Origin of the sequence: Streptomyces shaanxiensis (assembly GCF_039537145.1) — a bacterium.
Lineage (GTDB): Bacteria > Actinomycetota > Actinomycetes > Streptomycetales > Streptomycetaceae > Streptomyces > Streptomyces shaanxiensis.
Map to the genome: position 1 here is coordinate 102,903 of NZ_BAAAZY010000014.1, position 13,856 is coordinate 116,758.

1 protein-coding gene is annotated in these 13,856 nt (G+C 74.1%); it reads right to left on the reverse strand.

Annotated elements, in window-relative coordinates:
- Positions 1–86: 86 nt before the first annotated feature.
- Positions 87–13,850, reverse strand: coding sequence for an SDR family NAD(P)-dependent oxidoreductase (locus tag ABD932_RS28945; protein ID WP_345016914.1), 13,764 nt, complete (start codon positions 13,848–13,850; stop codon positions 87–89).
- Positions 13,851–13,856 lie beyond the last annotated feature (6 nt).

The following is a 13,856-nucleotide window of genomic DNA, read 5'->3' on the forward strand; positions in this document are numbered from 1 at the left end:
GTTGCCTTGCCCCTTCATCGGTGCTGTCCGGGCGGACCCCGGCGGTGTCGTCCGGGCGCTCCCCCGCCGCACACTGATCGGTGCCGTCACTGACGCCGCCAGGAGCGGAACTCCCGCAGCAGTTCCGGCGTGACGACGGTCTCCAGCTGCTCGTCGTCCTGGTCGCCGCCGCCCAGCGCCGACAGCAGGCGGCGGGCCGGGGCGTTGCGCGGGGTGCGTTCCGCGGTCAGGCGGACCTTGGCGCAGTCCAGTTCCTCGGCGCGGTCGGCCAGCCATTGCAGTAGCCGTTCCTCGACGCCTCGGCCGAGGGCGCGGCAGCTCATCAGCCAGGCGAGAACGTCGAGTTGGTCGCCCTCGTGGCGCACCGCGAGGAGGCCGATCTGGCCGTAGTCGCCGAAGCGGTCGCGGGCCGCCGCCGTCCAGATCTCGCCGCTTTCCCGCCAGCGGGCGACGTCGCCGCCGTCGGCGGATCGGGCTCGGAGGGTGAACTGGTTGGTGCGGGCCACGAGTTGCTCGGCACGCTGGACGTCGGCGTCGGACAGGGCGCGGATGTCGACCTCCAGCTCCAGCCCGTCCAGGAACTCCTCGAAACCGGCTTGTTCGCGCACGGCGTCGCGTTCCCGCTCCTGCTCGTAGAACCGCGCCCGCAGCGCGTCCTCGGCCGTCGCAGCGGCGGGGACCAGCGGCCACAACCGGCCAAGGAACTCGGCCAGTTCGGTCTCCGGCGGGCAGGTCACCGACAGCACCTGCGGCAGCGCGGCGCGCATCTTGGCGATCTCGGCCGGGTTGTCGTCGAGGAACAGGAAGCTGTCCAGGCCGAGGTTGAGCGTGCGCGCCGCCTCGGCCAGACGGGTCGGCTTCGGACCCCAGGCCGCGGACAGCACGCTGAAGTGCTCCGCCTTCAGGGCACTGTCCGGCCGGTCGAGTACGGCACGGACCGTGTCCTCGTCGTTGTTGCTGACCAGCATCAGCAGCGCACCTGCCGCCCGCCACTGCAACAGCCTGCGGGCGAGCTGGGCCCGCGGACCCGTCAGATCGACGGCCTCGGGGCCGATCTCCCCGGCCACCCCGCCCCACAGGGTCTCGTCGCCGTCGACCGCGATCACCTTCGGCGCAGGGCGCCGTACCGCGCGGACGGCCTCGGCGAGACGCAGAGCGACGACAGCCTGGAAGTGCGGGGTGAACGGGAGGTGGGCCAGTCGTTCGGTCCGCTCGTCGAAAGGCTCCTCGACGGGGCGGTGGCAGGTCCAGTCGTCGGGGCCGAGTACGGCGATCCCGGGCGCGTCGGCCAGCTCGGCGGCGATCTCCCGCTCCCACCGGCTGAGGCGGTCCTCGGGCTGTGCGGCCGGCAGGAAGCCGACGATCAGCGGCTTGCGGGTGCGCTCGGCCACCGCGCGCAGTGCGGCCGGGTAGGCGGTGCGCAGTTCGGCGAGCAGCGCGTCGTCGACGCGGCCGAAGCGTTGCAGGTCCGCCGCCCGCAGGAGGACGACTCCCGCGGTGGTGACCGGGTCGGCGAACACGCCGTTCGGGTCGCGCAGGCTCGCCAGGACGTGGTGGTACGGCGCCTCCGCAACGGTCGTGACGCTGCCGTCCCGTACCGACTCGTCGACCGCTGTCTCGCACATCAGGGGCAGATTGCCGAGGGCGAAAGTGGCGGCGAGGGCGAGCCGGTGGGCCGGTGCGGAGGTGGGCCCCGCGACCGGGACCGGCTCGGCGCCTGCCTCCGGGATCTCGGCCGTCGTGGGCGTCGGCATGGACGTCGTGCGCACCGGTCCTGCCGGATCCCCGGCCGTCTCCGCGAGCAGCCGCAGCAGTTCCTCCCCCAGCTCGGTGACGGCAGCCGCGTCCAGGATGTCGAGGTTGTGGTCCAGGCGGATGCGGCCCGCGTCCGGCGTCATGGTGATCATCAGGTCGAGGTCGGAGTAGCCCGTGCCCGCCGGAAGCACCTCCAGGGCGGCCGGCCGGCCCGCGGCGCGTACGTAGTTGAAGTACACCTCGACCAGCGGCGCGTCGGCCCGGTACAGGCCCTGCCGGGCCAGCACCGGCAGCACGTCGGAGAACATCGCTCCCTTGGCCAGCACCCGTTGCAAACGCCCGTCGGTGCGGCGCAGCACCTCCTCGATCCGCTCCCCCGCGTTCGCCTCGGCGGGAAACGGCACCGGCACACCGAAGAAGCCCACGGCGTCGTATGCGTCGGCGTGGATGCGGGTGTCGACAGGCACGGCGAGGACGAAACGTTCGCGCTCGCGCTTCCGTGCCAGCAGGACGGTGAGGGTCCCGAGACAGAACGCGGCGGGGGTCACGGCCAGGCGGCTCGCGGCGGCCGAGATCCGGTCCGTGAGGCCGTCGGGGATCGGCACGGTGACGCTGCCGGCGCGGTACGAGCGGGTCTGCGGGCGCGGTCGGCTCAGCGTCAGGTCGAGGCGTGCGCTGCCCTGGAAGGCGTCGCGCCATTCGTCCGCGTCGGCCTGCGTGTCGGCCTCCCCGCCGACCGCCTGCTGGGCCTCGATCAACAGGGCGATGTCGCGGTTGCTGACGGTGCCGTCGAGCGCCGCGCCGGACAGTTCGGCGTCGATCTCGCCCGCCACGAGCAGCAGCGACTGCAGATCGCTGACGGCGTGATGAGCGCCGTAGACGAGGACCTGGCCGCGCTCGCCGCCGTCCAGCAGCTCGAAGCGCCACAGGGGCGCCGTCTCCAGAGCGAACGGCGGTTCCAGGAGCGCCCGCAGTCCGTCGGCGGCGTCGAGGCCTGTGTCGTCCGGCACGACCGTCCATCGCAGCGGCGGTTCGGCGAGTTCGCGGTCCACCCGTAGCTGCCGCCCGCCCTCGGCGGCGCTGACGACGGCGGTGCGCACGGCCGCGTGCCGTGCGGTGAGGCGGGTGAGGATGCCGGTGAGGGCCTCACGGGTGGTCGGTGTGGTGAGGCGTACGGCCAGGCCGACGGCGTGGGCTGCCTCCGGCATGCCGGGCTGGGCGCTGCGCAGCAGCCGTACGACGTCGCGGGTCGCGGGGTGCAGTTCGGTAGCCGGTACCTCGGCGGCAGGCCGCGGCTCGTCGGGCGCCGTGTGCTGCCGCTGGTCCTGTGCCGCCCGCTCGGGCAGTGCCGTGCTCAGGGCCTGGGCGAGGCCGCGGATGTCGGCGGCGGAGAAGACGGTGGCCGCGGGGAGTTCGACGCCCAGCTCGCGGGCGAAGGCGTTGCGCAGCCGCACGAGCATGAGGGAGTCGAGGCCGAGTTCCTTCAGGGCCGTGGTCGCGGAGACCTGGACGGCGCCGCCGGCGACCTCGCCGACCCGGGCACGTACGTACGCCTCCAGCCGTACGGCCCGTTCGGTGTCGGTGGTCGCGGCGTACACCTTCTTGACGAGGTCGTCCGTGTCGGGCGTACCGGTGGGGACGGTGACCAGGTCGGCCAGGATCGGCCGGGTGCGGGCGGCGTCGGGATCGAGGGCCAGCATGTCCCAGTCCAGGGCAAGGGGCGCGAGCTGGCGGCGCGCGGTGGTCAGGACGCGGTCGAAGAGTTCGCCGCCGTCCTGCGCCGAGAAGGCGACCAGGCCCGAGCGGGCCGTCTCGGCCTCGCGGGCCCCGGACCCGGACACCATGCCCACGCCCGACCAGGCGCCCCAGTCCAGGCTCAGCGCCCGGCGGTCCGCGCGGGAGAGGTGGTGGGCCCAGGCGTCGAGGAAGGCGTTGGCCGCCGAGTACGGGCTCTGTCCGGCCGAGCCGAGCAGACCGGCCGCGGAGGCGAAGAGGACGAAGTCCTCTGCGTCTGGGGTGAGTTCGGTGAGCAGTGCGGTACCGAGGACCTTGGGGGCGAGGACGCGCCGGACGCGTTCGTCGGTCAGGTTCGCGATGGTGGCGTCGTCGAGAACACCGGCCGCGTGGACGACGCCGGTGATCGGGCCGAGTGCGTGGCTTACGGCGTCCAGGGCGGCGGTGAGGCCGACGCGGTCGGCGACGTCCGCGCGGGCCACGTGCACGGTCACGCCCCGCTCTTCGAGATCCCGGATCCAGGCCATGGCATCCGAGGAGGGCGCGCTCCGGCTCATCAGGGCCAGGCGGCGGGCGCCTCGGCGGACCAGCCGCTCGGCGACGACGCGTCCGAGGCCGCCCAGGCCACCGGTGATCAGATGCACGCCGTCGGCGGTGACGGCCGTGTGACCGCCGTCGTCCGGGCGGGTGCGGGTCAGGCGGGGTACCAGGCGTCCGGTGCCGCGCAGCGCGACGAGCCGTTCGTCGTCGGCGTGCCGGAGCTGGGTCCACAGGGAGTCGACGCCGTCCGTCGGCGGGAGGTCGACGAGCGTGGTCCTCAGCTCCGGGTGCTCCTGCGCCACCGCGAGGCCGAAGCCCCAGGCGAGCGCCTGCTGAGGCTGCGTCACCTGCGTGCTGTCACCGGCCGCCTGGCTGCCCCGCACGACGACGAACAGGCGCGGCGCCGGGCCCTGCGCCCGGTCGGCGAGCGTGCGCACCAGGTGCAGGGTACTCAGGCAGCACAGCCGGGCGGCCTCCTCGGCCGTGCGGATGTCCTCGATCGCCGGAGCGTCGAGGGCGGACAGCTGGACGATGCGCTCGGGCAGTTCGTCGGCGAAGGCCTGGTCGAGCAGGCGGGCCAGTTGCCGGGGGTCGGCCGGATCGAGGACGTAGCGGCCGGGCCCCTCGGCGGCGAACTCCTCGCCCCTGCGGGCGACCACGTACGGCACGGAGCTGCTGCCCAGCTGGTCGACGAGTTCGGAGGCCACGCCCGACTCGTCGGCCAGGACCAGCCAAGTGCCCTGTGCGGGCGGCTCGTTGGCGGCCGGGCGGGACTGCCAACGGGTCTCGAACAGTGCCCCGTCCAGGGGTGAGAGCGCGGCGAGTTCGAACTCCTCGGCCTCCAGGAGCAGTTGGTCCTTCTCGTCGTACAGCCGAAGGTCAAGCGTGGCGGTGTCGCCGGACGCGGACCGCAGTTCGCAGGTCACCCAGACAGGGGTGGTGCGCAGGCCGGTGTGGTGGAGCCGGCCGACACCGGCGGGCACGAACGCTCGTCCCTCGGGCGCCCCGCCGGGCAGCGCGGCCGCGTGGAAGGCGGCGTCCAGGACGGCCGGGTGCAGCAGATGGCCGGCGGCGGGCTTGTCGGCCAGTCGGGCGAGGCTGGCGGAGTGGGTGCGGTGGCCCGACTCCAGGCCCCGGAAGGCGGGGCCGTACTCGATGCCGAGGGCGGCGAGACCGCCGTAGACGGTCGGCAGGTCGACCTGCTCCGTGCACTGTGTGCGCAGGGCGGCCAGGGAGTCGCCGGGGGCGGTGCCGGGTTCGGCGGGGGTGAGGGCGACGCGGCCGCCGACGTGACGTTCCCAGCGGGTGCGCTGTCCGCGTCCCGTGGGCGCCGAGGCGATGGTGAAGTCCCGGAAGCCGTCGACGGCGGGGCTCAGGACCAGTTGGAGCCGGGTCGGCCGGGACTCGTCGAGGCGCAGCGGCTGGACGAACCTGACGTCGGCGAGCCGTACGTCGGCGCCGTCCTGCACGGCGGAGGCGGCCTCCAGCGCCATGTCGAGGAAGGCGGCGCCGGGCAGCCACACCTCGCCGGTGACCTTGTGGTCGGTCAGATAGGCGAAGCGGCTGTCGCGCAGGTCCACCTCGCTCTGGAAGAGGTGCCGGTCGGCTTCGTCGCTGGGCTCGACATGTGTGCCGAGGAGCGGGGAGGCGCCGGTCGCGGTGGCCGGGGCGGGTGCGAGCCAGTGGCGTTCGCGGGCGAAGGCGTAGGTCGGCAGGTCGACGCGGCGGCCCGCCGGGAACAGCGCGGACCAGTCGGGGGTGTGGCCGGCGGCGTACAACTCCCCCAGCCTGCCCAGCAGGACGTCCCGTCCGCCGCGCTGTCGGCGCAGTGAGCCGACGCTCACCGCGTCGATTCCGGCCTCGGCCGCCACCGCCTCGATGGACGAGCCGAGCGAGGGGTGCGGGCTCAGTTCGAGGAAGTAGCGGTAGCCGTCGTCCAGCATGCGGCGGATCGTGTCCGCGAAGCGGACGGGTTCGCTGAGGTTGGCGTACCAGTAGCCGGGGTCGAGACGGTCTGCCGGCACGGGTTCCGCGAGCACCGTCGAGTACAGCGGGGTCCGGGCCTGCCCGGCGTGGATGCCGGAGAGGCGGTCGAGCAGGTCGTCTCGCAGCGGTGCCATCAGCGGGGTGTGCGAGGCGAACGGCGTCGACAGGGGCCGGACCTTGATGCCCTGCTCGTCGAGGCCGCGGCGCAGCTCGGCCAGTGCGTCGGCGTCGCCGGAGACGGCCGTGGAGTGCGGGCTGTTGACGGCGGCGACGAACAGCCGGTCGGCGTAGGGGGCGAGCAGTTCCTCCACGCGCGGGCGCGGGAGGTCCAGGGACAGCATGCCGCCCTGGCCGGCGACGGGTACGACCGCCCGGGCGCGCCCGGTCACCACGGCCACGGCGTCGTCCAGGGTGAGGGCGCCCGCGCTGTACGCGGCGGCGATCTCGCCCAGGCTGTGGCCGGTCACAGCGTCCGGGGTGATGCCGAGCGAGTGCCAGGCGGCGGTCAGCGCCGCGTTCACCGCGAACAGCGTCGGCTGCAGGTACTCGGTGCGCTCGAGCGGGGAGAACTCCTCCGGTGCGCGCAGCGCGTTGAGCACCGACCAGCCGGCGTGCCGCTCCACCGCCTCGTCGATCCGGGTCAGCTCCTCGCGGAACGCCTCCGACTCGGTCATGAGGTCCAGGCCCATCCCGGGCCACTGACCACCGTGTCCGGCGTAGACGAAGGCGACCTTCCCCGCCTGTTCCTCCCGGTGCGGCGGCAACGGCATCCGCCCGGCCGCCAGCTCGCCGAGAACGGACCGCAGTTCGCCGCGCTCCCGCTCCTCGGCCACGATCGCCGCACGCCGCTCGAAGTGGCTGCGGTGCAGGGCCAGGGTGCGCGCCACGTCGGGCAGTGCGACGGAGTCGTCGGCAAGGTGGCGCGCCAGGGCGGCGGCCTGTCCGCGCAGGCCTGCCTCACCGCGGCCGGACAGCACGAACAGGTGCTTGCCCGGCGGGACTTCGGGCGTGGGCTCGGGCGTGAGCGGTTCCGCCTCCTCCACGATCACGTGCGCGTTGGTGCCGCTGATCCCGAAGGCGCTCACCCCCGCACGCCGGATCCGCTCCGCCGACGCCGGCCAGGCCACCTCGTCCCGCAGCAGACGCAGTCCGCTGTCCGCCCAGTCGACGTGGCGGCTGGGCGTGTCGGCGTGCAGGGTGCGCGGCAGGGTTTCGTGGTGCAGTGACTGCACGACCTTGATCAGGCCGACGACGCCCGAAGCGGCCTGTGCGTGCCCGACGTTGGACTTCAGCGAGCCCAGGTACAGCGGGCGCCCCTCGGGGCGCGAGGCGCCGAAGACCTCCGCGAGGGCGTTCGCCTCGATCGGGTCGCCCAGGGTTGTGCCGGTGCCATGTGCCTCGACGTGGTCGATGTCGGCGGGGCGCAGCCCGGACTGCTCCAGCGCGCGCCGGATCACCTGCTCCTGCGCGGGACCGTTCGGCGCGGACAGGCCCTGACTGCGGCCGTCCTGGTTGACGGCGGTGCCGCGCAGCACGGCCAGGATCCGGTCACCGTCGCGCCTGGCATCGCTCAGTCGTTTCAGTACGACCATGCCGGCGCCCTCGGCCCAGATCGCCCCGTCGGCGGCGTCGGAGAAGGAGCGGCAACGGCCCGTCGGCGACAGGCCACGCAGCCGGCTGAACTCGACGAAGGTCTGCGGCGTGACCATCAGGGTGACACCACCGGCGAGCGCCAGATCGCACTCGCCCGCACGCAGCGCCTGCGCCGCCAGATGCACGGCCACCAGCGACGACGAGCACGCGGTGTCCACCGTCAGGGCGGGCCCGTTCAGCCCCAGCGTGTACGCGAGCCGTCCCGAGGCGACGCTCAGGGCGGAACCCGTGCCGACATAGCCGTCCAGTTGGTCGAGCCGGGTGCCGGACAGGTAGTCGCTGCCGAACATGCCGACGTACACGCCGGTGGGGCTGCCGGCCAGGTCGGCGGGCACGATTCCGGCGCGCTCCAGCGACTCCCAGGCCGTCTCCAGCAGCAGTCGCTGCTGCGGGTCCATGGCCGCCGCCTCCTTCGGGGTGATGCCGAAGAAGCCCGCGTCGAAGAAGTCGATGTCGTCGAGGAAGCCGCCCTCGCGGGCGTAGGACTTGCCGAGGGCCTCCGGGTCGGGGTCGTACAGCGACTCGACGTCCCACCGCCCCGCAGGGAACGGGCCGACCGCGTCCCGCCCCTCCGCGACGAGGCGCCACAGCCCCTCCGGGTCGGTGACGCCGCCGGGCAGTCGGCAGGCCATGGCGACCAGAGCCACCGGCTCGTCCGAGGAGCGTGTGGGTGCGGGCCGTGCCTTCCGGCTCGTGCGGCCCGTTGTCGCCAGGGCGCTGCCCAGCAGGTACTCCGCGAGACGCCCCGGCGTCGGATGGTCGAAGAGCAGGGTGGCCGGGAGTTTGGCGCCGATCCGGGCACTGATGCGGTTGCGCAGCTCGACCGCCGTCACCGAGTCCATGCCGAGGTCGCGCAGCGGCTGGTCCGGGCGGACGGACTCCGCCGAGCGCAGGCCGAGGGCGTGCGCGGCCTCCTCTCGGACCAGGGCGAGGACGCGCGAAGCACGTTCGGCCTCCGGCAGCCGGGCCAGGCGGTCGGCCAGGGTGCGGCTGCCCGCACGAACGCGCCCGGTCGCGGGGAGGAGCGAGCGCCACAGGGCGTCCGTCGGTGCGGCGGCTCGCAGTCGGGGCAGGTCCAGCGCCCAGGCGACCAGGTGCGGGGCGTCGCGCCGCAGGGCGAGCCCCGTCAGCTCCCGGCCCTGGTCGGCGGTGAGGGCGCGGTGACCGACGCGGGCCATCCGCTCCAGGTCGGCGTGGACCGCCGCGAGCCCCTCCCCCGCCCAGGCACCGAAGGAGACCGAGACGCCGGGCAGGCCCAACGCCCGCCGGTGGTGGGCGAGTTGGTCGAGAAAGACGTTGGCGGCCGCGTAGTTGGCCTGGCCCGCGTTGCCGACGACTCCTGCGGCCGAGGACACCAGAAGGAAGAGGTCGAGCGGGTGGTCGGCGGTGAGCCGGTGCAGGTGGGCGGCCCCGTCGACCTTGGGGCGCAGCACCTTCGCGAGCCGTTCGGGGGTCAGCTCGGCCACCACGCCGTCGGCGAGGACTCCGGCGCAGTGCACGACTCCGCGCAGGGGTGACTCGTCCCCGATGCGGGCCAGTACGTCCGCCACGGCCGCCGCGTCGGCGACATCGCAGGCGGCGATGTCGACTTCGGCGCCGAGTGCGGTCAGTTCGGCGGTGACCTCGGCCGCGCGGGGGTCGTCGGCACCCTGACGGGATGTCAGCAGCAGGTGCCGGACGCCGTTCTCGGCGAGCATGCGGGCGAGTTGGCGGCCTACCGCGCCGAGACCTCCGGTGATCAGTACGGTGCCGTCGGTGGGAAGCTGAGCCGTGCCGTCGGACGCGGCCGTACGGGCACGGACGAGGCGCGGAGCAAGCAACTCACCGCCCCGCAGGGCGAGTTCCGGCTCGTCGGTGTGCTCGGCGGCCGAGAGCAGTGACGGTTCGTCACCGTCGAGGTCGAGGAGGGCGATCCCGAGGTCCGGGTGTTCGCTGCGGGCGCTGCGTACCAGTCCCCACAGCACGGACTGGGCGAACCCGGCGACCGCGTCCCCGTCGGCCGCCGCGATCGCCCCGCGGGTCACCCAGAGGGTGCGCGTGGGCGACCGGTCCGGCGGGAGGGCGATCAGCGCCTGCAGTTCGGCCAGGGCCGTGGCCGCCAACTCGTGGGCTGCGGTGGCTGGTTCGGTGTCGGGCGTCGGGCGAGGCCAGATTCGTACGACGGTCTCGGCGCCCTCGTCGGTGACCTGGACGCCCGCCGCACGCAGGTCGCGCAAGGCCGCCGCCACCGCCGGGTCGGACGGGTCGCCGTGGACGGCCCACGCGGCGCCGGGTACCTCGGCCTGCGTCTCCCCTACGGCAGTCCACGCCACCTCGTACAGGTGCCGCGCGTTCTCCGAGCCGCTGTTCAGGTCGGCCGGGTTCGCGGCGCGCAGGCGTACGCCCTCCAGGCGGCCCGCCGGGAAGCCGTCGGCGTCCCACAGAGCGACGTCGAGGGTGACGTCCGTGCCGGAGCCGCCGTCCGTCCTGCGTACGGACGCGATGAGGTCCGTGGCTCCGCCGGGAGGCAGGACACAGCGGGCCACGGCGACCGGCAGCAGGACCTTCCGGTCGTCGGTGTCGAGGGCGGCGGCCACGTGGAGGGCGGCGTCCAGGAGCGCCGGGTGGAGCGGGTAGGGGTCGGCCGTGTCATGGGCCACGGGCGGCAGCGAGAGGCGGGCGAGCACGGTCCCGTCGCCGAACGCGGTGGCCTGTCGTACGCCTTGGAAGGCCGGGCCGTAGCCGAGGCCGAGAGCGGTCAGTCGCTCGTAGGTCTCCTCGCCCCAGGCCGGTTCGGCGGTCTCGGGCCAGGTCGGTGCCTCGTCGGCCGGCACGGCAGCCGACTCGGCGGCGGAGGCGGTGGCGTGCAGGGTCCAGTCGGTGGCTTCCTGACCGTGCGGGCGGCTGTGAACCGTGATCTCCGGTACGGCCCCGACGGTGACCACCTCGACGGACACCTCGACCGTGTCCGTGTCGGGCAGGGTGAGCGGAGCCAGGAGGAGCAGGTCGGTGACGTCGCAAGGGGTCTCCGGGCGGGCCACCGCGAGCGCGGCCCGGCAGAGTTCCATCAGGGTGGTGCCGGAGACCACGGTCCGGCCGAAGACGGTGTGGTCGGGCAGCCACTCGGCGGTGGCCGGCGACCACTCGTTGCGGAAGGTCCAGCGGGTCTCGTCCGCCGACTGGAGCTGAACGCCGAGCAACGGGTGCGCGGCGCGGTCGAAGAGCCCCGGGGCGGCTGCGGAGGCGGCCGGCTCGATCCAGTGGCGCTGGGTGTCCCAGGCATACGTCGGCAGGTCCGCGGGAGCGGTGTGCGGGACCAGTCGGCGCCAGTCGATCCGCCGTCCGTGGACATGGAGTTCGGCCGCGGCGCGGTCCAGACAGGCGGGGCCGTCCTCGTCACGGCGCAGGGAGCCGACCGCGACCAGGCCCTCGTCGATGGTGTGCAGGGCGGTGAGCAGCGACGGGTGCGGGCTGAGTTCGACGAAGCAGCGGTAGCCGTCGGCGGCCATGCGCTCGACGGTGGGCGCGAAGCGGACGGGTTCGCGCAGGTTGGTGTACCAGTAGTCGGCTTCGAGTTCCTCGGTGACCGGTTCGCCCGTGACCGTGGAGTACCAGGCGACGGACGTGGGGTAGGTGGTGACTCCGTCGAGTTCGTCGAGGATGGTCGCCCGGACCGGCTCGACCTGCGCGCTGTGGGAGGCGTAGTCGACGTCGAGGCGGCGGACGAAGACCTGCTGCCGGTCGAGGTCGGCGAGCAGGGCCTCCACCGCGTCCACGGCACCGGCGACGACGGTCGAGCGGCCGCTGTTGACGGCGGCGACGCCGACCCTGCCGTCGCTGTCCGCGAGTCGGGCCTCGACCTCGGTGTGCGGCAGGGCGACGACGGCCATGGTGCCGGTGCCGGACAGGTCGGACAGCGCCTGGCTGCGCAGGGCGACCACGGCCGCGGCGTCGTTGAGGCTGAGTGCCCCGGCGACGCACGCGGCGGCCACCTCGCCCTGGCTGTGTCCGACGACCGCGTCCGGCCGTACACCGCGGGCACGCCACACCGCGGCGAGCGACACCATCACGGCGAAGAGCACCGGCTGGACGACGTCGACGCGTTCCAGTCCCGGGGCGCCCGCGTCGCCACGCAGGACGGATGTCACCGACCAGTCGGTGAAGGGGCGCAGGGCGGCGTCGCAGCGATCGAGTTCGTCGGCGAACACCGGGTCGCGGTCGAGCAGATCGCGTGCCATGCCCGCCCACTGGGCGCCTTGCCCGGGGAAGACGAAGGCCACCTTGCCTGCAGGGAGGGTCTGTCGAGGGCCGACGGTCAGGTCGGTGTCTGGCCGGTCCTCGGCGAGTGCGCGCAGGGCGGTGAGCAGTTCGGCGTGGTCGCTCGCCCGGACGACGGCCCGGTGCTCGAAGTGGGTGCGGTGGTGGGCCAGCGTCGCGGCCACAGTCGGGAGTGGCAAATCGGGCTGCCGCTCAAGGGTTTCGAGGAGGCGGCCTGCCTGTGCCCGGAGTGCCGGGAGAGTGCGGGCCGAGAGCGGGAAGAGGGTGGCGCCGGGGAGGTCACCGGGCTGCCGCGCCGGCTCTGCGGGGGCTTCCTCGATCACCACGTGGGCGTTCGTGCCGCTGATCCCGAACGCGCTCACGCCGGCCCGCCGCACCCGTCCGGGATCCCGCGGCCAGGCCTGGGCCTCGCCGTGCACGCGCAGTCCGCCGTACGCCCAGTCGATGTGCTCGGTCGGGTTCTCGGCGTGCAGGGACGCCGGTATCCGGTCGTGGTGGAGGGCCAGTACGGTCTTGATGACGCCGGCGATGCCCGCGGCGGCCTGGGTGTGGCCGATGTTGGACTTCAGGGAGCCGACCCCGAGGGGGCGCTCGGCGGGACGGCCGGGCCCGAAGACGGCGGCCAGGGCCCGGCCCTCGATGGGGTCGCCCAGCCGGGTGCCGGTACCGTGCGCCTCGATGTGGTCCAGGTCGTGCGGCTGGAGCCCGGCGGCGTCGAGGGCGGCGCGCAACACCCTCTCCTGAGCAGGGCCGTTGGGGGCGCTGAGGCCCTGGCTGCGGCCGTCCTGGTTGATCGCCGAGCCCTTGACGACCGCGAGGACGCGGTCACCGTCCCGGCGCGCGTCGGCGAGCCGCTTGAGCAGCACCACGCCGCAGCCCTCGGCCCACACCACGCCGTCGGCGTCCGCCGAGAACGGACTGCACCGCCCGGACGGCGACAGCCCACGCAGCCTGCTGAACTCGACGTGCCCGCGCGGCGTCACCAGCAGCGACGCGCCGCCCGCCAACGCCAGGTCGCACTCGCCGCCCGCCAGCGCCCGCGCCGCCAGATGCAGAGCGACCAGGGAGGAGGAGCAGGCGGTGTCGACGGTGACCGCCGGGCCCTGCAGACCTAGGGTGTAGGCGATCCGGCCGGACGCCACGCTGGACGCCGAGCCGGTGCCGACATGCCCGTCGAGCTGGTCCAGGGCGGCCGAGGCCAGGTAGCCGCTGTCGTACAGGCCGATGTAGACGCCCGTGGAGCTGCCGTTCAGCGTGTCCGGGACGATCCCGGCGCGTTCGACGGCCTCCCAGCCGGTCTGCAGGAGGAGCCGCTGCTGGGGGTCCATGGCGGCGGCCTCGCGCGGCGAGATCCCGAAGAAGCCCGCGTCGAAGCGGTCGATGCCGGAGAGGTAACCGCCGCGCAGGGAGTACGCCTTGCCGGGGGCCTCCGGGTCGGGGTCGTGCAGCCCCTGCGTGTCCCAACGGTCCGCCGGCACCTCGGTGATGGCGTCCTCCCCCGCGGCGAGCAGCCGCCACAGCGCCTCGGGGTCGTCGGCACCGCCGGGGAAGCGGCAGGCCATCGAGATGATCGCGATGTCGTCGTCGTGCCGTACCGGTACGTCGGCCGACGCGGGGACCGCGCTCGTCGCACGCGTCGGCGTCCGCCCGTCGTCGAACACCGCCTCGGCGAGCGCCGTGATCGTGGGGTGGTTGAAGACGAGGGACGGGTCCAGGGGCCGGCCGGTCAGCGCGGACAGCTCGGCGGCCAGCGTCACCAACTTCCGTGATCCCAGCCCGAATTCGGCGAGCGGCCGGTCCGGGTCGACGGTCAGCGGGTCGAGCCCGGCCGCCTCGGCGACGGCCGACTCCAGCCAGGCCCGTACGCCCTCGGGCGCGGTGAGCGACGGGTCGGGGGACTGCTTCGGGGACTCGTGCGCAGGCATCTAGAC

What these genes read in the sequence shown, in the direction of transcription:
- ABD932_RS28945 (WP_345016914.1), bottom strand. Translation starts at nt 13,850, where the DNA reads ATGCCTGCGCACGAGTCCCCGAAGCAGTCCCCCGACCCGTCGCTCACC.